Raw genomic sequence first — 18,912 nt, forward strand, 5'->3', positions numbered from 1 at the left:
CCCTTCGGCCCCCATGGACTTTTCACTTCTACCAATAATAGAGAGCACGATGTCGGCAATTCATGAGTTGAAACCGCTGTTCAAGGCACTGGTCATGTCCCGCGGCCTGCGTTCGCGCCGGGTGTTGACGGGCCTGGGTCTGGTCTGCGTGTTGCCATTGAGCGCCCAGGTGATGGCTGAAAACGTCAGCATCAACATCCCTGCGCAACCGCTGCCGCAGGCATTAAAAGCGTTCGGCGAGCAGACCAACCAACAAGTGATCTATAACGCCGACGAACTGGCCGGCCTGAAAAGCAATCGCGTCAGCGGCAAGATGAGCCCGCAAGCGGCCATCGCCGAATTGCTCAAGGGCACCGGCGTGCGCCACAGCCTCGAGGGCAATACCCTGATGCTGGTAAAGGGCTCCGGCGCAGGCCTGGAACTGGGCGCGACCACCATCAACGCGCAGCAGCCGGAGGCCACCACCGAAGGCAGCAACTCGTACACCAGTAATGCCGTGACCATCGGCAAGGGCACTCATACCCTGAAGGAGATTCCGCAGTCGATCACGGTGATGACGCGCAAGCAGATGGATGACCAGAACCTTGTCAGCCTCAAGGACGCCGTCAACCAGACCACCGGCGTCGTCGGCCTGCAGGGCGTCGGCCAGGGCATGATCCTCTCGTCGCGCGGTTTCCAGATCGATGACTGGCAGTACGACGGTGTGCCGATCCCGCGTAACACCTACTCGCTGGGCAACTGGGCGACCCAGGACCTGATTTTCTTCGACCGCCTGGAAATCCTTCGTGGCGCGTCCGGCCTGCTGCAAGGCACCGGCAGCCCCGGCGGCGCCGTCAACCTGGTGCGCAAGCGTGGCCAGAGCGCCCCGACCGTGACCCTGACCGGCAAGGCCGGCTCCTGGGACCACTACGGCCTGCAACTGGACGCCGGCGGCCCGCTGAACGAGGCCGGCAACATCCGCGGTCGTATCGTCGCCGACGAAGACCAGAGCAATTCCTTCGTCGATCATGCCTGGAACAAGACCCACTCGCTCTACGGCTCGCTGGACATCGACCTGAGCGAAGACACCACCCTGGGCTTCGCGGCCAGCCAATCCAATGGCGAGTCGCGCGGCAACATCCGCGGTCTGCCACGCTACGCCGATGGCTCGATGCCGGACGTGTCGCGCTCGACCTACACCGGCGCGCGCTGGAACCGTTCCGATATCGACGTCACCACGCTGTACGCCGACCTGGAGCATCGCTTCAACGAGGATTGGGCGTTCAAGGTCGGTGCCGTGCAGATGACCGAAGACAACCAGGCAAAAAACCAGCGCACGCAAAGTCCTGGCGGCCTGCTACCGGATGGCAGCCGTGTGCAATATGCCGACTTCGTGACTGACTTCCAGTCCACCAAGGTGGGTCTGGACATGAACCTGGTCGGCAAGTTCGAAGCCCTGTCGATGGAGCAGGAGGTCATGCTCGGCGGCAACTACTCCCAGCTGGAGACGGACGACAAATACGCCCGGACCTTCAACAGCAGCACCGACAATATCTTCGACCTCGACAACAACCGTCCGGACATCAGCTATGAGGGCCTGATCAACAGCCCGGGTGGCATGGGCACACTGAGCAAGTACGACATTCGCCAGAAAGGTATATACGGTACCTGGCGCGTCAAGCCGGTGGACGATCTGACGCTGATCCTCGGCTCCCGGGTCAGCTGGTATGACTTCAGCTACAAGTCGAAAACCGAACGGGCGGCCGGTATCACCCCCAACGCGCCGAGCACTGGAAGTGAGACGGGGGAGGTCACGCCATACGCCGGTATCGTCTACGATTTGAGTCGTGAGTGGGCGGTGTACGCCAGTTACACCGACGTGTTCCAGCCGCAGACCAACGTTGATGCCAACGGTTCCGTGCTCAAGCCCGTCATCGGCACCAACTATGAAGTGGGTCTTAAAGGTGAATTGATGGACGGTCGGGTCAATACTTCCCTGGCTGTCTTCCGCTACGACCATGAAAACCGTGCGGTTAATGACGGCGGTTCGGGATGTGGTGGCTTCGGTTGCTCGACAGCCTCGGGCAAGGTGCGTAGCCAGGGCATCGAGGCCGAGATCAGCGGTGAAGTGATAGACAACCTGCAGCTGTTCGCGGGCTACACCTACAACACCACCAAGTACTTGGAAGACCCGACCAACGAAGGCAGTGTCTTCAGTACCTGGACGCCGAAACACATGCTCCGGGTGTGGGGCAACTACCAGTTCACCGGTGACTGGAACCGGGTCAATGCCGGCCTGGGCTTCACCACTCAAAGCCATACGCAGGTCTTCGACCTCAACTATGACGTTCCGGGTTATACCGTGTGGAATGCCCGCGTCGGCTATCAGTTGACGCCGGAGATCGGGTTGGCGGTCAATGCCAACAACCTGTTCGACAAGACGTATATCACGCCGGCTTACAACCAGATCAACGGTAACAACAACTTCGGTGATCCGAGGAATCTGATGTTTACCGTGAAGTACACGCCGCAGTTTTGATTTTCGGCGGCAACAAAAAACCGACCCGCCTTTCGCGGGTCGGTTTTTATGGGGTTAATTTCGCTGGAAACGCAAACCCCTTGGCGAGGGAGCTTGCTCCCTCGCCAAGGGGTTGTCTTTTCCTCGGGACAACGGCTATTTGCTTGTGGAAATGGAGGCCTGGGCACATCCGCCGTCGATGCAAGATGACCCAGCGCCTTCGCGAGCAGGCTCGCTCCCACACTGGATCTCCAGTGAATAAAAAAACCAGCGACACCACAGATCCCATGTGGGAGCGAGCTTGCTCGCGAAGAGGCCGGTCCATTCGACATCTTCTTCGACTGTGCCACCGCCTTCGCGAGCAGGCTCGCTCCCACAGTGGATCTCCAGTGAATAAAAAAAACAGCGACACCACATAACCCATGTGGGGCTGGACACGCCACTTAAACTGCCGAGTTATATCCCTTGCGCCACGCTCGTCAGTAACACCTCAACCAACGAATCAAGCAACCCCTCATCAAAGATCATGCCCCGATGGCGCAACGGAGAATGCACCGAGCACTGCAACTCGCCAGTCAAGCTATGTTCCCTGACCAACGCCTCGCAAAACGCCAGCTCTTGCGGTGTTTTCTCCGCCTCGGTCCACCAGCAGCTGGGACGTACCCGTACCGGCTTGAAAGTGAACCCTTCAAAGGCCTCCAGCAACCGGTCATGCACCGAAAACGCCTGGGCATTCATGACCTCTTCCTTGACGCTCTGCACGACCGACAGCAAGTCGCCTCGCTCAGGCTCGATCTGGCCGGCGGCCCACTCGTGGAAGGCCTTGACCGAGCTGTCAGGGTGTTCCCGTCGAAAGGCCGCGGTGCGTTCCGTAAGAGCAGGGAACAGCAGATCGAAGTACTCGATTGCCTCATGCAGATCCTGCGAGGCCGGGTCGGTTTTTTTCTCCGCAAGCAGTTCCCGATGACGCGGCAATGTCGCGGGATACAGGTGCTCGGGAATCGTACTGTCCACCAGCCCCAGGAAACCCACCGTATGACCCTGGCTTTCCAGGGTTGCCGCGATGTCCAGGGCAATCGCCCCGCCCAGGGACCATCCCATCAGGTAATACGGACCCTCTGGCTGAGCCGAGACGATTTCCTGGCTGTAGTCGGCAATCATCTGGTGCCAGGCCTCGGGGCCCGCATGGGGTTCGCTGAAGCCGCGGTGCATGACGCCGAAGGTGCGTGCGCGATTTTGCAGTTTGCGCGCCAGTGGCTGGTAGCAGAAGACGATGCCCCCGCTGGGGTGCAGGCAGAACAGCTGCGGTGCGCTGACGGGCGCGTTGTTCAGGGCGACGAGGCACTGCGTCTGCTCGCGGTGTTTTTGCGAAATGAACCGGGCCAGTTCGGCGATGCTCGGGTTGGCCAGCAGTTCTTGCAGGCGCACCGTGTGGTTCAGGCGTGCCTTGAGGTTGGCGATGAGCTCGATCGCCAGGATCGAATGCCCACCCAGCTCAAAAAAACTGTCGCTGATACCCACGCGCTCGACCTTCAGCGACTGTTGCCAGAGTTGCACCAGGGCCTGTTCCAACTGTGTGCGGGGCGCCACGTAGGTCGAATGCCGGAGGTCGGCGTCCGGTTCCGGCAAGGCCTTGCGATCGAGCTTGCCGTTGGCATTGAGGGGCAAGTGATCGATGAGTAACAGATGGCTGGGCACCATGTAGTCCGGCATCTGCGTTTTCAGCGCAGTCAGCAGGCCTTCGCGCAACTCGGCCGAGGCCGGTTGCGTCGGGATGACGTAGGCGATCAATTGCAGGCCGCCCGGGCCTTCATGGGCCAACACCACGCAATCGCGGACCGCCGAGAGCATTTGCAGGCGCGCCTGGATCTCGCCCAACTCGATGCGGAAGCCGCGGATCTTGACCTGGTGATCGAGGCGTCCGATGTATTCGATGCTGCCGTCGCTGAGGTAGCGGGCCAGGTCCCCGGTGCGGTACAGGCGTCCGCCCGGCAGTGGGTCGAACGGGTCTGGAATGAAACGGCTGGCGGTCAGGTCGGCGCGCTGGTGGTAACCACGGGCCAGGCCCGCGCGACCGACATACAGCTCGCCGATGCAACCCTTGGCCACCGGGTTCAGGTGCGCATCGAGCAAATACCAGGACAGATCGACGATGGGCTCGCCGATGGGGCTGGCGGCCTCGCCATGCAAATCCTGCAACGACAGCGGCCGCCAGGTGACATGCACCGTGGTTTCGGTGATGCCGTACATGTTGATCAATTGTGGTGTCTGGTCGCCGAAACGTTCGAACCAGGGGCGCAGGCTCTGCACATCAATCGCTTCGCCACCGAAAACTACCTGCCGCAGCTGGTGGACGAGGGGCTGCCAAGGCTCGCATGCAACTCGCAGCAATGACTTGAATGCCGATGGGGTCTGGTTGAGCACCGTGACCTTTTCCTGGCAGAGGAGGGCGTAGAAATCCTCGGGCGAACGGCTTACGGCGAGGGGCACGATGACCAGTCGACCGCCATGCAGCAGGGCACCGAAGATCTCCCACACGGAAAAATCGAAGGCGTAGGAGTGAAACAGGCACCACACGTCCTGCTGGTCGAAACCGAACCAATGGTCGGTGGCCTGGAACAATCGGCTGACGTTGTGGTGCGCGAGCAGTGCGCCTTTGGGTTTGCCGGTGGAGCCGGAGGTGTAGATCACGTAGGCCAGGTTGTCCGGATCCATCGGCACGTGCGGATTGTGTTCGGGACAGGTGCTGACGGCATCGACCGGATCCAGTAACAGGCAGTCGACGCCGGCGGGCAGCGCCAGCGAATCAAGCAGGTGGGCCTCGGTCAGGATCTGCCTGACGCCGCTGTCCTCGATCATGTAGGCCAGGCGATCGGCCGGGTAGGCCGGGTCCAGCGGTACGTAGGCGCCGCCGGCCTTGAGAATCGCCAGCAGGCCGATGATCATCCGTGGCGTGCGTTCGACGGCGATGCCGACCAGTACGTCGGGCCCGACGCCTTGTTCGATCAAACGATGGGCCAATTGGTTGGCGTGTCGATTGAGCTCGGCATAGCTCATGTGCTGCCCTTCGAACGTCAGGGCTATCGCCTCTGCGGTGTTGGCGGCGTGGGTTTCGATCACCTGGTGCAGGCACTCTTCCTGGCGCAACCGGGTCGGCCGGCGGTTCCAGTCGTTCAGGGTCAGCCGCTGTTCATCGGCGCTCAACAATGGTAGCTCGCCGAGGGCGCAGCCGGGCGTTTCGATCAGGCCGCGCAGCAGGTTCTGCCAATGCTCGGCCATGCGCTCGATGGTTTGTGTGCGGTACAGGTCACGGCTGTATTCGAAGGTCGCCACGGTCTGCTGTTGTGAATAGTCGACATCCAGCGACACGTCGAACTTGGCCTGGTTTTCGCCGGTGTCGAGAAACTCCAGAATAAATTGCTCCGGACTTGGCAGCGACGCCGCCTGTGATCCGGTGCGCCAGTTGAACAGGACCTGAAACAGCGGGTTGGCGCCCAATTGATCGAGCATCAATTCCAGCGGGTAATCGGCATGCTCCAGCGCGGCGAGGGACTGCGCGCGCAGATCGCGGAGAAAATCCAGCGCGCTGCGGGTCGAGTCGATCCGCGCCCGATACACCTGGCTGCTGACAAAAAAACCTATCAGGTCCTGGCTTTCATGGTTGTTGCGGTTGGCGTTGGGAACGCCGACGGTGAAGTCGTTCTGGCGGCTGTAGCGGGCCAGCAGCAATTGCCAGGCACCCAGCGCTACCACGAACGGCGTCAGCCCCTGGCGTTGGCAGAACGTGTCGAGCGCCTGGACCATCGCCGGGGCCAGCGCCACCTGCACACGGCCGGCCATGTGTGTCTGGCTCGCGGTGCGCGCAAAGTCCTGTGGCAGTTCCAGTGTGGGCAGGTCGTGGCCCAGGTACTCGCTCCAGTATTCGCCGCCGCGCCGGCAGGCCAGGCTCTGCAAGTACCCGCCGCGTTGCCACGTCGCGTAGTCGGCGTATTGCAGGGGCAACGGCGGCAGCGGTGACGGATCGCCCAGCAAGCCCTGGGCATAGGCCTGGGTCATGTCCTGCATGAGGATCGTGTTGGACCAGGCATCGGACACGATGTGATGCATATTCAGCAACAGCACATGTTCCGCAGGGCTCAGCCTGAGCAGTGTGGCCCGCATCAGCGGCGCCTGGGTGAGATCGAACGGTTGCCGGGCGTGTTGCTCGATGCGCTGCGAAAGCGTCGGCTGGTCGAGCCCGGCAAGGTCTTCGCGATGCAGGACCAGGCAGGCGTTGCGCTCAACCACCTGGGTGGCGGCGCCGTCGATTTCGAGGAACGCGGTACGGAGGATGTCGTGCCGGTCGATGACCCGATTCAGCGCTTGCTCCAGGGCAGCGGCATTCAGCTCGCCCGTCAGGCGCAGGGCACGTGGCAGGTTGTAGGCCGACCGGGTCGGGTCGCGCTGTTGTTCCAGCCACAAGCGTTGCTGGGCGAAAGACAAGGGCGCGCGGTCCAGCCGGCTGCGGTTGGACCGCGCGTGCAGATCGTCGGCGGCGTCATCGAGCAGCAGCGCCAGCAGATCATCATCTAGCAATTCGTTCATGGTGTTCTCGCGGTAGACAGCATTGCGTCGGGCAGGCTCAGGCGAAGGCTGCCGGGACCTTTTCAGTGACGACCTGACCGGCCTGCATCCGCACCAGCTGATCGGCGATGTCGAAGTAACGGTCGTCGTGGGAAATGACGATGATGGTCTTGCCCAGGGCCTTCAGCTCCGGCAGCAGCTCGGTGTAGAAGATCCGCCGGAACACCGGGTCCTGGTCGGCGGCCCATTCGTCGAAGACCAGCACCGGGCGTTCTTCCAGCCAGGCGTTGAGCAGGGCCAGGCGCTTGCGCTGGCCGGTGGAGAGATCAGTGGTGCTGAAGACACCGTCGCGAATGCTGACCTTGTGGGCAATCTCCAGGCGCTCCAGGTAACGATTGGCGGTCCCCGGCACTTGCTGGTCGCCTTGCACCAGTTCATCGAACAGGTAGTAGTCGGCAAAAATCGTGGTGAACAACTGGCGATAATCGTCACGCTGCGCAGCCAGCACCGGCTTGCCATCGAGCAGAATTTCACCGCCCTGGGGCGCATAGAGGCCCAGCAGCAATTTGATCAGCGTGGTCTTGCCGCCGCCGTTCTCGCCGACGATGAATACGATCTCGCCCTGGGCGATGGACAGGTTGACCGGTCCCAAGGCGAAGGCCTGGCTGCCGTCGACCGCCGGGAAGGCGTAGTGCACGTCACGCAATTCAAGCTGCTGGATCGTCGGCTTGGGCACGTTCTTATCGTTGAGCAGCAGGTGCGGCTCCGGCGAGGAGAACTGCTCGGCCAATTCCGCAATGCGCTTGAATGCAATGTTGGCGCGGCTGATCACCGGCAAGGTCATCACCAGGTATTCCAGCGGACCTTTCATATACAACAGCACCAGCACAAAACCGCTGAGCACCGCCTTGTCGATGCCCAGCCACAGCGATTGCAGGGCCAGGACCAGACCAATGACCACAAAAAACAGCATCGAGCCGAAGGTCTTGGCGACCACGAAGGTGTTGACCGAGCGGATGTTGGTATCGCAGATCTGCTCGGCGGTGGCTTCGATGCGCTGGCTGAACATGCGTTGGCGACGAGGCCGATGGATACGCAATTCCTTGGCGCCGGCGGCGATCGCGCTGTAGTGCTTTTGCAGGGCGTCTTCAGCCTCGCGGGCCGCTTCGAAACCGCGAATGCCACGGGCTCGCGCCACGTACTGGATGACCGTGCCGATCACCAATGCCACCAGCAGCAGCGCAAACATCGGCAATGACAGGTAGGCCAGGTAGGCCAGGCAGCCGAGGGTGACGGTGAAGGCGATGGCCAATGGCGCAAAGGAGAAAGCGAAGTTGCTGACCATGTTGACGTCGTGGGTCAGTATCGGGATGAGCCGATGACTGCGAAAACGCTCGATCTGTTCGATCGGTGCCAACAGGACTTTCTGGCCGAGGGATTTGCGCAGGCTGGCGATGATGTTCTGGCCGACATGGTTGGTGCCGATGTCCGACAGGATCGAGGTCAGCAGCGCCGCCGCGCAAAGCCCGGCGAAGGTGCCGAGCATGTGTGGCGAGGGCCCGGCATCGGCGTTCAGCGCGTCGTTGATGGTCGCCAGCAGGGCGGTGATGCTCAGGCCACCGAGCATGCCCAAGAGGATGGAGCCTACGACAATCAGCCGGAAGGGTTTGAGCAGGATGAACAATTCGGTGATCACCCCGCGTTGTGGTTGGCTCATGGAGGTTCCCTGCTAGATAAAAAGGGCGAAGGCCATCGGGGGCATTCACCGCATGGGCTGGAGGACGGCGGCACGCCGGTTGGGGCGCGCCCACCTATGGAACGATTGGAGGGGAAGGGGATTTAACGAGGAACCGCCTGACACACATTATTGTGGCGAGGGAGCTTGCTCCCGCTCGGTTGCGCAGCGACCGCAAAATCTCGGGGCCGCTGCGCCCGAAGCGTCGGACCGGCCCAGCGGGAGCAAGCTCCCTCGCCACAAAAGCGTGTCCGGCAGGTTGAGCTACATCTCCCGGGCGACCCGGAACCCCAGCCAATCGCCGCGGGCATCGGAGAACACCGCGTTGCGGTTGCCCGAACGGGAGAACACCGGTGCTTCGCCCCAATCGTTGCCACGGATGCGCCGCACTTTGCAGTTGCCCGTCAGTGCGGCGCTGCCGCCGCCTGGAGCATTGAGGTAGTTTTCGTTGAAGCAATCGGCGGTCCATTCGTAGACGTTGCCGTGCATGTCGTATACGCCGAAGGCATTGGGCGCGAAGCTGCCGGCCGGCGCGGTGAAGTTGTAGCCATCGGCGGCGCCGTAGGTATTGGCGTGCTGGGCGATGCTGTAGTCCTTGCCTTCATCGAACGGGAAGGGAAACGGGCCATCGCTGCCGCCGCGCGCTGCGTATTCGCGCAGGGACTCGCTGACCAACCGATACGGCTTGCCGGTTTTTTTCGACAGCCACGCCACGTAGGCGCTGGCCTCGGCGAAATCCATGCACACCGCTGGGTGCCGGTCGGTGTATTGCTTGCGCGGATCGCTGCCCTGGTAATCCGGGATGCCGGCCTGGCACGCGCGGCCGGGGCGCTTGTCGCCGTCAGGCATCACGTAGCCGCTGTCGCGCAGGTAGGCGAACCACTCGCCTTTGAGCACCTGGAAGCGGCTGATTGCCACCGGCTTGTCGAACGTCACCGGGTGCATCGGGCCTTCGTCGGGCTCGCGGCCGACCTCGTTGTCCGGCGTGCCCATCTGGAAGGTGCCGGTGGGCAGCACGACCATCTCCGGGCAGTCCTTGCAGTCGCGAAATACCTGGCCCGGTTGCGAGGCCTGGGCATGGGAGGGCAACAGGGCGGTGAGGGCCAATGCCGGAAGCGTCTTCAATAAAAATCGGTTCATCGATTGCTCTCGATCAGTCATCAGAGTGTTTTGCTCAACAGCGCCATGAAGCGGTCGATTTCCACTTCGGTGTTGAGCAGCCCCGGCGCGGTGCGGATCACCGGCCCGGCATCGCGGTGCACGGCGTCGGCGATGACGCGGTTTTGGATCAGGTAGGCAGCGATCTCATCGCTTTTGCGATTCTTGACCCGGAAGAAGGTGAAGCCGGCCGACAGCTCCGGGCTCGGTGGCGTGACCAGCTCGATCTGCGGCAGCGCCAGCAGTTGTTTCTTCAGGTAGCTGTTCAGCGCGTGAATGCGCGCCTTCACCTCGGCCTTGCCCAGTTGCAGATGCAGCTTGAAGGCCTCGTCCGCTGCCCAGCGATGCTCAAAGGCGTGGTAGCCGCCCGGGCTCATGGTGGTCGAAAACGCCGTCGCCTCGGAGAAGGTCGGGATGATCGGCGTGACGTACCTGACTTCTTCGCTGCGGCTGCACACCACGCCGGTGCCCCGGGGGCCGAACATCCATTTGTGGGTGCCGGCGATGAAGAAGTCGCAATTCATCTGCGGGAAATCCAGGTCTTCGACACCGAAACCGTGCACGCCGTCCACCACATACACGATCCGCTGCTCATCGCCGCGGCCCTGGTTGTGCTTGTCCACCAGGGCGCCGATCTTGCCGATCGGCAGCTTCACGCCGCTGCCCGAGTGCACCCAGGTCATGCCCAGTACGCGGGTCTCGGGGCGGATGTTGCGGTCGATGGCCGCGAGGATTTGCGCCTCGCTGGCGTCGCGGGCGTTTTCGAACAGCTTGATCTTGCGCACCCGGGTGCCGTCCCGTTGCTTGCGCAAGTCGAGGATGGTGTGGGTGGCATAGTGTTCATGGGCGGTGGTGAGGATTTCCTGTTCGGGCCGTATATGGACGCCGCCATAAATCATCGCCAGGCCTTCGGTGGTGCTGCCGGTCAGGGCGATCTGTTTCGGTGTCGCTTGCAGGTAGCGCCCGGCCCAGGTCCGCACGTTTTCCTCGCGCTCTTCGGTGACGCCCAGGTCCCAGTCCATCAACAACCCCGGGTTTTTATCGAGGGCGGCGCGGTGGCGTTCGATGGCCTCGCGCACCGGACGCGGGTGAGTGGTGATGAGGAAATTGGAGAAATGCAGGTAGTCGGGGTCCTGGTTGAACAACGAGCGCAGTTGCGCCCATTTGTCCCGGGGCAGCGGCGACAATGGATCTGCAGCGGAGATGGACGGCAGGCTGGCGGCAAACGGCAGGCCGGCCGTCAGGATCCCGGCTTGCTTGAGAAAGGTACGGCGTTCGTTCATCGCTGGGCCGCCTTCTGCGTCGCGGCAATCGCTGGCTGGGCGGCTTTCTGCACCTGGTCCCAGACGCGCAGGAAGTTGCCGCCCCAGAGTTTGGCGATGTCGGCTTCGGAGTAGCCGCGCGTCAGCAGTTCGGCGGTCACGTTGCGGATGTCGCCGACATCTTCCCAGCCCTTTACGCCGCCGCCTTCGTTGAAGTCCGAGCTGATGCCGACGTGGTCGATACCGATCTTGCGCACGGCGTAGTCGATGGCATCGCCCAGGTCCTTGAGGCTGGCCTTGGGTTCCTCTTCGAGAATGGCGTAGAGCTGGCCGGCGTATTCGCCGAATCGCTGTTCCGGCCACGCGGCGATGATCGGATCGCCGGGCATCAGCGCCATCGCCAGGTTGGGCAGCGGCGGCAGGTCGAAGCGCTCGCGCAGGTCGTTGAGTTTGTCCTGGGTCTTTTGCGTCAGCGGCCGCAGGTACTGGGAGAAACCGACAATCTGCACCACGCCGCCGCTGGCCTTGATCAGCTGCATTTCCTTGTCGCTGAGGTTGCGCGGGATGTCCACCATGGCCCGTGGCGCCGAGTGAGAAGCCACCAATGGGGTGCGGCTCAGTTGTGCGACTTGCTCCAGGGCCAGGGTCGACATTTGCGATACGTCAATGATCACGCCCAGGTCATTCAGGCGTTTCACCGCTTGCTTGCCAATGTCCGAGAGGCCGCCAAGGGCGTCGGGCGAATCGTTGAAGAACGGCAGCGGTCGCGAAGAATCGGCCCAGTCGTTGTTGCCGATGTAGCTGAAGCCGAACATGCGCATGCCCCGCGCCGTCCATAGGTCCAGCAGGCTCAGGTCGTGGCCGAGGGGATAGGCATTGAGCATGCTGATGAAAATCGCGAACTTGCCTTCGCCGTGCAGGCGGCGAAAATCATCCGGGGTGTAGGCGATGGCGACCTGGTTGGGGAAACCCCGGACCATGCCGGTGATGATCTTGTAGCGCACTTCCTGCTGGTTGCGCGCTTCCTCGACGAAGCCGGCGGTGGGCTTGTGCGGCGCGTTGGGGCCGTTCCACAGTTCGGGCCAGCCGAATATGGTCAGCGCGGCGCCGGAGAGGTGACCGCGATTGGCTTTCACCAGGTCGAACTGGCCGTTGCCGTCCTTGTCCGCTTCATTGCCGGCGGTGCCAAAATCCAGCGGCACGGTGATGTGACTGTCGAAGGACAACAGGCGCTCGTGCAGCTCCCGGGCTTCTTTCATCACCTTGACCGGGTAGCCGGGATTGTCCCGCCACCAATGGTCCCAGGCCGCGAGCCCGCCACCGACGACCAGCGCCAGGGCCAGGGATACGCCGGTGAAAAGAGTCTTTTTCGAACGTGGTGTGGTCATTGCCGATCTCAGTCTGGTTCGCCTTGGAAGGACAGGCGCGGGGGCCTTTGCTATCTGGGGGGAACGAGTGGTCAGCGGGGAAATTTAGGCGCCCTCGAGGGCCTCTTCGCGAGCAAGCTCGCTCCCACATTGAAATGCAATCCACCTGTGGGAGCGAGCCTGCTCGCGAAGGCGGCCGTGAAACCAACCTATCTTCTGCGAATGTACCCAGACCCATTGTGGGAGCGAGCTTGCTCGCGATGAGGCCCTCGCAGCTCGCTATAAATTTGTCCGCCCAGCCATCGTCCTAGCTTGGATAAAGCCCGTCCGAGGGCGAACACAGGTAAGGCAATGACGATTTCTCGACGATGGTTCATGGCAGGCCTGGCGCTGACCGGTGCCGCCGTGCCTGCGGTGTATTACGGGCACCGTGAACTGACCCGGCCGGACCCCACCATTACTCCCGGCGAGGCGTCGTTCGATGTGGCGGATGTGGCGGGCCAGCGCCGGGCCAACACGCTGCGGGGTATCTGGACGATCCGTTTCACCGGTCGCGATGCCGGTCTCGACGGTTTGCCCGGCGACGGCCTGCAAGTGTTTCTCGACATCGCCCACAAGGGCCGTGGCCTGGTGGGCTGCCTGGACACCGCCGAACGCCTGCGTGCCGGGGGCGAACCGCGTTATCGGGTCTTGGGCGACCTGGCCGGCAGCGACCCGAAGCAGTTGAGTTGGCGACTGATCGGCAGCGAACATGACGCGCCGGACTACGAGTTCATCATGACCCTGGACGAAGTCTGGGCCGGTTTCGGCAATGCCGGCACCGCCACCCTCAGTGGCCGGGTGTTGCGCCTGGACCGCCTGCTGGCCGAGCCGGAACTCGACAGCCAGTTCATCGCCGTCAAGCTGCGCTTTCCCGAAGCCAGGGAGCGCATACCGCTGAGCCCGAAGCTCTTGGCCTGGCTGGTGTCGCCCGAGCACCGCCTGTTTCACCAGCTCTGGCACGCCTCGCGGGACAAATGGCACACCCTCGACGAAGACAAGCGCAATGCCCTGCGCGGCCTTGGCTGGCAGCCCGGTCCACGGGACAACGAGCGTGACGCCCGTGGGCCGCGCAAAGATCGCAACGGCTCGGGGATGGATTTCTTTTTCATGCATCGGCACATGCTCGGCACGGCGCGTTCGTTCCAGCCGTTACCGTCGTGGCCGCGTTTCCCCTTGCCGCAACCGGAGCTGGAACGCGATCGCCTGGGCTTTGCCCGCTATTTCGATAACGTCGACGGCACGGCACTGCCGCCGACCTGGCTGGCCCGTGGCGACGAGCAGTACGCTCAATGGGTCAGCGACATCAAGACCGCCGAGACCTACCACAGCAATTTCCAGGTCTGGGAGTCGCGCTATCGCGACCCGCGCTACCTGTCGAAGCTGACCTTGGGCCAGTTCGGTTCCGAGGTGGAACTGGGCCTGCACGACTGGCTGCACATGCGCTGGGCCTCGGTGCCGCGTGATCCGTCCAACGGCCATCCGGTGCCGTTCGCCCGTGATCAGGCGGACTTCGCCCAGCGCTGGTTCGAACCGGAGAACGATTTCCTGGGCGATCCGTTTTCGTCTCACGTGAGCCCGGTGTTCTGGGCCTTCCACGGCTGGATCGACGATCGCCTCGAAGACTGGTTCCGCGCCCACGAGCGTTTCCATCCGGGCGAAGTCAGCCGGCTGCAAGTCAACGGCGTGCCCTGGTTCGCCCCGGGCCGCTGGGTGGAAATCGCCGACCCCTGGCTGGGCCCGGACACCCATGGTTGCAGCACCACGCCGGGGCTGCAGGTCGGCCGCTCGGTGGAAATGGACCCGGAAACCATGAAACTGGCGCTGCGCATCACCTTTGGCAGCGATGACGACAAACTCTCCAGACTGTTGCGCCGCGTGCCGCAACGGCCGTGGTACGCGCGTAATCTGAAGTCCAAGCCGGTTTGACTTTTCCTTTGCGCGACACCTTGTGGCGAGGGAGCAAGCTCCCTCGCCACGGGTTTCACTTGGCTTGAGGTGGCTAGCGCGGCGCGGCAATGTCCAAGGCGCGGTTTGCCAGGAGCTCGCCGAGCTCGATCATCTGCTGGATCCCCAACGCCAAATGCCGTCGCGAGCCTTCCAGGGCGAAGGCAAGGTCGCTGGTCATCGCATTCGCCGAGGCGAGGGTTTCGCTGAGGTTGGCGAGCAGGCATTCGATGTCGGCGTCTGGTGCGACGGTGAATAACGGGCTGGGGGATTCTTCGGGGGGATTGGGGGTGTGCTTGAACATGATGTAACTCCTAGTATGCATTTTCAGGAGCCGACACCATCGCTACCAAACGATTGGGGGGCGGCCGTACGCGGGTTGGTAGACCGGAGCACTAGGAACCCGGCGCGCCCGAAGACGCCCTGCGCACGGCCACCATGAAACAGATGCCAAGACAGCATCTGCAGAAGGTGGCGCTTGCGCCTAGTTGACTCGCGGGCTACCAAACCCGATCACTGAAATCAGCGACCCGGAAACAGTAAAAGCCACGAGCCAAGCGCACAAGTCGGCGGATTCTGGCGTAGTTGTAGGCAATGACGCAAGGCAACGTAGCCTCGCTCGGACGTCTTACATGGCCGGATAAACAGAACCAAAGCCGAACACAATTTGTGAGGAGACGAATCCCCCGTGGCGAGGGAGCTTGCTCCCGCTGGGCCGGTCCGACGCTTCGGGCGTAGCGGCCCCAAAATCTTGCGGTCGCTGCGCAACCGAGCGGGAGCAAGCTCCCTCGCCACGGGTTTCACTTGGCTTGAGGTGCTAGCGCGGCGCGGCAATGTCCAGGGCGCGGTTTGCCAGGAGCTCGCCGAGCTCGATCATCTGCTGGATCCCCAACGCCAAATGCCGTCGCGAGCCTTCCAGGGCGAAGGCAAGGTCGCTGGCCATCGCATTCGCCGAGGCGAGGGTTTCGCTGAGGTTGGCGAGCAGGCATTCGATGTCGGCTTCTGGTGCGACGGTGAATAACGGGCTGGGGGATTCTTCGGGGGGATTGGGGGTGGCTTTGAACATTGTGCAGCTCCTGATTATGAACAAGGCGCTGCCAGAACATCACTTGCAGATGATGGGTGGCAGCTATGCGCGGGTCTGCAAGACCGGGAAACCAGGAACCCGGCAGACCCGAAGGTCTCCCGCACACAGCCGCCATTGAGCGACACGGATATGTCGATTGGCTTGTGGCAATGCGCCTGGTATTTCGCCGGGCTTGCAGACCCGATCACTGATGGGCAGTGACGAGGTACAAGTTATCGACAGAGTGGCAGGCGCACAAGCCGGCGGATTCTGGCGTAGTTGTAGGCAATGACGCAAGGCAACGTAGCCTCGCTCGGACGGCTTACATGGCCGGATAAACAGAACCAAAGCCGAATGAATTGGCCTGTACTCCTGATGCTGATCTATACTGAGCAAGTATGAGCACGGTTCGTATTAAAAAACCTATAGAAAGCATACAGTTATGTCGTTTTTGTACCTAGGTGTTGTTTGAGGTGAGGCATGGTTATCGAGGAGCGTATCAGGAGATCAATCGCCTTGCGAAAGGATGACGTGTTTCTGCGCTCTGAATTTTCCAAGTTCGGCAGCCCCGCGCAAGTATCTCGAGCATTGCGTCATCTGGTCGCTAGCGGTGTATTGGTCAGACTTGGCATTGGTGTCTTTGCAAAAGCTAAAACCAGTATCCTCACCGGCAAGCCGATCCCGATACGTCCGCTTGAAGTTCTTGCGCCCCTGGCTCTGCAAAAGCTTGGCGTGAAGATCACGGCAGGGCGCGCATTGCGTGAATACAATGCCAGCGACAGTTTGCAGCTACCCGCCGGCATTGTTTTTGACACAGGCTTACGCCGTATCAATCGCAAGCTCGGTTTTGGTGGGCGTTACGTAGTCTATGAAAACCATCACGCCTGAGCAGGTCGAATTAATTGACGCGGTACTGGCTGAGGTTGACGTCGGTTTTCTTACTGCCAGCATCCTGGAAAAAGACATCCACGTAACAGATGCCTTGCAGCGCCTGATGGAAATGCAGTTCCCAGGCATTCGACTGGTGTTTTGTGGTGGGACGAGCCTGTCCAAGGCTTATCGATTGATCGAGCGCATGTCAGAAGACGTTGACTTGAAGATCGTATGGGATGAGTCGAACACGTTCAGTGCTTCGGCTCAAAAGCGACACCTCAGCCAACTGAAGGCTGAGGTCTGCCAGGTCCTCGCTAAGCTTGGCTTCGAAGAAACCATGGACGCGCGTATCGCCCGCAATGAAAACCGATATTTCTCCAGTCGTTGGCAATATGCTCCCCGATATCCTCATGATGCCAGTTTGCGGCCTTATCTGAGCCTCGAACTGACCGCACGAACTCCCCAATTTGAAGTGACTCGGCGACCGTTGGAACACCTGGTGGAAAGACTCGCCGCAAGGCCTGGACACCTGGGAACCATTCCGTGCGTGGCGGTTGAAGAAACACTCGCGAAAAAGTCATTTCATTTCTTCGACGTTATGCTCAACACCAAGGCGGGGCCATGATTCAGCCATGGGACGATACATTGGTACGTCATATCTATGATGTCTATTGCATAAGCGTTGGCGATCCTGCTGTCAGCGAACGAGCCGCCCACGGTTTCAAAAAGCTGGTCGAGTTCGATGCTGCTGAATTTGGTCGGCAGTTCCCTCCGTTCGCCGCCGACCCTGGGAAGGTTATGCAGGGCGCCTTGAATCAAATAAACTCGGACGCGGTGATTCGTGGCCAGTATGACGCTAGGCTGATACCGCTGATTTTTGGCTCCGTCCGCCCAAGCTTCGATGAGGCTTTTGCTGTATTTCGTGAGCACGCCGAGGCGTTAATCCGGACTCTGTGAATTCCTGACAGGATAGCTGGCCGCGGTTCTCGATCTCACTTGGCTTTACAACATCACCCGCCAACCCCCACCCAGCGCCTTGTACAACGCCACGCTCGCCTGCACTCGTGCCAGGCGCAATTGCACGTTCATGTCCTGGGCGGCGTACAGCGTGCGTTGGGTTTCGAGTACGGTGAGCAAGTCTTCGGCGCCGGCCTGGTAGCGGCTTTGGGCGATGTCGAAAGCGGTTTGCGCCTGGTGCAGTTCTTCGCTCTGCCATTGTCGCTGCTGGTCCAGGCCCTGGATGCCGTTCAGGGCTTTTTCGACGTCGGCGAAACCGTTGATGATCGCGGCGCGGTAGGTTTCCAGCAGTTCTTCCTGGCGCGCGGTGGCCCTGTCCCGTTCGGCCCGCAGGCGACCGTTGTTGAAGATCGGCGCGGCCAGGCCGGCGCTGAGGTTGTAGACGTTGTTGCGCAGCAACTGGTCGGCAATGTCGGCGCCGGTGGCCAGGCTCAGGCCCAGGGTGACCGAGGGTAGCAGGGCGGCGCGGGCCACGCTGATGTCGGCCTGGGCGGCGGCGAGGCGTGCTTCGGCGGCGGCGATGTCGGGGCGACGGCGCAGCAGGTCGCTGGGTACGCCCGCGTCGATGGCGGGCCAGTGCAAGGCGTTGAAGGTTTCATCGTCGAGCTTGAGCGATTGCACCGGCTGGCCCAGCAATGCCGCGAGGGTGATCAACGCCTCGCGCGCCTGTTGTTGCACCTGGGGCAATCGGCGCCGCTGCGTCGCCACCAGGCTTTTTTGCTGGGACAGTTCCAGCGCCGTGGCGCTGCCGGCGTCGTAGCGGGTCTGCACCAGGTCGAGCACGTTTTGCGCATTGGCCAGGTTCAGTTCGGCGATGCGCTGCTGTTCGCGCAGCGACAAGGCCTGGGTGTAGCTGTTGGCGACAGCGCTGAGCAGGGTCAGCTCCACGGTCGCCCGGTCGAACCGGCTGGCCGACAACGCGCTCAGCGCACTGTCCCGCGCCGCCCGCTTGCCGCCCCAGAAATCCACCTCATAACTGGCGCTGAGGTGGGCATCGTAGTAGTCGATGGTGCGGTTGTTCCGATCCACATCCAACTGGCTGTAGCCCTTGCCCCGCAGCAGCTCCTGGCGATTGCCGTTGAGCCCGGCGCTGATTTCCGGCAGCAACGGTGCGCCAGCGATCACCGCGCTGGCCTGGGCCTGGCGAACCCGGGCCATGGCGGCCGCAAGGTCGAAGCTGCCCAGGCGCGCCTGTTCGATCAAACGATCAAGTTGCGGGCTGCCAAACTGCTTCCACCATTGTTGGTTATCGACACGCGCATTGGGCGTATCGACGGTTTGCCAGGCCTGCGGCGGCTCGATGCCGCTGTCGGGTGTCGACAAAGGTGTGCCGCAGGCCGCCAGCAGCAGGCTGGCGGCCAGGAGAGTCAGGTGCGCTTTCATAGAGA

General features: G+C 62.0%; 11 protein-coding genes and 2 pseudogenes. 5 read left to right on the top strand and 8 right to left on the bottom strand.

Annotation, left to right across the window (positions count from 1 at the left end; genetic code table 11):
• Window positions 1–49 precede the first annotated feature (49 nt).
• Window positions 50–2,518, top strand: coding sequence for a TonB-dependent siderophore receptor (locus tag J3P91_RS08555; protein ID WP_434603404.1), 2,469 nt, complete (start codon window positions 50–52; stop codon window positions 2,516–2,518).
• Between the two features lie 435 nt (window positions 2,519–2,953).
• On the opposite strand, the gene J3P91_RS08560 is transcribed toward J3P91_RS08555, so the two are convergent.
• From J3P91_RS08560 to pvdM, 5 genes are all read right to left on the bottom strand, one after another.
• On the bottom strand, window positions 2,954–7,081 hold the full coding sequence (locus J3P91_RS08560) for an amino acid adenylation domain-containing protein (protein ID WP_434603406.1): 4,128 nt from the start codon (window positions 7,079–7,081) through the stop codon (window positions 2,954–2,956).
• 37 nt (window positions 7,082–7,118) lie between these two features.
• The gene (locus tag J3P91_RS08565) at window positions 7,119–8,777 is read right to left on the bottom strand and encodes a cyclic peptide export ABC transporter (protein ID WP_434603408.1); all 1,659 of its coding nucleotides are present in this window, start codon (window positions 8,775–8,777) and stop codon (window positions 7,119–7,121) included.
• Window positions 8,778–9,059: 282 nt separating this feature from the next.
• Window positions 9,060–9,935: a formylglycine-generating enzyme family protein gene (locus J3P91_RS08570; RefSeq protein ID WP_434603410.1), complete on the bottom strand. Its 876-nt coding sequence runs from the start codon at window positions 9,933–9,935 to the stop codon at window positions 9,060–9,062.
• Window positions 9,936–9,955: 20 nt separating this feature from the next.
• Window positions 9,956–11,236 (bottom strand): pyoverdine-tailoring periplasmic protein PvdN, encoded by a 1,281-nt coding sequence (gene pvdN, locus J3P91_RS08575; protein WP_434603412.1) that lies wholly within the window; start codon window positions 11,234–11,236, stop codon window positions 9,956–9,958.
• A complete protein-coding gene (gene pvdM / locus J3P91_RS08580) occupies window positions 11,233–12,603 on the bottom strand; it encodes a pyoverdine-tailoring dipeptidase-like protein PvdM (RefSeq protein WP_434603414.1) in 1,371 nt (456 codons plus the stop codon). The genes pvdN and pvdM overlap by 4 nt, the downstream gene beginning before the upstream one ends.
• A 330-nt stretch (window positions 12,604–12,933) precedes the next feature.
• On the opposite strand from pvdM, the gene pvdP reads away from it, so the two are divergent.
• Window positions 12,934–14,550, top strand: coding sequence for a pyoverdine maturation tyrosinase PvdP (pvdP, locus tag J3P91_RS08585; protein WP_434603417.1), 1,617 nt, complete (start codon window positions 12,934–12,936; stop codon window positions 14,548–14,550).
• A gap of 73 nt (window positions 14,551–14,623) precedes the next feature.
• On the opposite strand, the pseudogene J3P91_RS08590 reads toward pvdP, so the two are convergent.
• Both J3P91_RS08590 and J3P91_RS08595 read right to left on the bottom strand, forming a co-directional pair.
• Window positions 14,624–14,830 (bottom strand): annotated as a pseudogene (locus J3P91_RS08590) (DUF6124 family protein); the annotation flags it as partial.
• A gap of 555 nt (window positions 14,831–15,385) precedes the next feature.
• Window positions 15,386–15,592, bottom strand: a pseudogene (locus tag J3P91_RS08595) (DUF6124 family protein); the annotation flags it as partial.
• 522 nt (window positions 15,593–16,114) lie between these two features.
• Between J3P91_RS08595 and J3P91_RS08600 the strand changes: the two are divergent.
• Genes J3P91_RS08600 through J3P91_RS08610 form a run of 3 tightly spaced genes read left to right on the top strand, consistent with a single transcriptional unit; the run spans window position 16,115 to window position 17,464 of the window.
• A complete protein-coding gene (locus tag J3P91_RS08600) occupies window positions 16,115–16,522 on the top strand; it encodes a DUF6088 family protein (protein ID WP_434569251.1) in 408 nt (135 codons plus the stop codon).
• On the top strand, window positions 16,503–17,132 hold the full coding sequence (locus J3P91_RS08605) for a nucleotidyl transferase AbiEii/AbiGii toxin family protein (protein WP_434603419.1): 630 nt from the start codon (window positions 16,503–16,505) through the stop codon (window positions 17,130–17,132). The genes J3P91_RS08600 and J3P91_RS08605 overlap by 20 nt, the downstream gene beginning before the upstream one ends.
• The gene (locus J3P91_RS08610) at window positions 17,129–17,464 is read left to right on the top strand and encodes a hypothetical protein (protein WP_434603421.1); all 336 of its coding nucleotides are present in this window, start codon (window positions 17,129–17,131) and stop codon (window positions 17,462–17,464) included. Before J3P91_RS08605 ends, J3P91_RS08610 begins: the two co-directional genes overlap by 4 nt.
• Before the next feature lie 45 nt (window positions 17,465–17,509).
• Here J3P91_RS08610 and J3P91_RS08615 read toward each other — a convergent pair whose 3' ends face one another.
• Complete coding sequence (locus J3P91_RS08615; protein WP_434603423.1) at window positions 17,510–18,907, bottom strand: efflux transporter outer membrane subunit; 1,398 nt, start codon at window positions 18,905–18,907, stop codon at window positions 17,510–17,512.
• Window positions 18,908–18,912: the final 5 nt, after the last annotated feature.

Origin of the sequence: Pseudomonas sp. Z4-7 (assembly GCF_051131965.1) — a bacterium.
Classification (GTDB): domain Bacteria; phylum Pseudomonadota; class Gammaproteobacteria; order Pseudomonadales; family Pseudomonadaceae; genus Aquipseudomonas.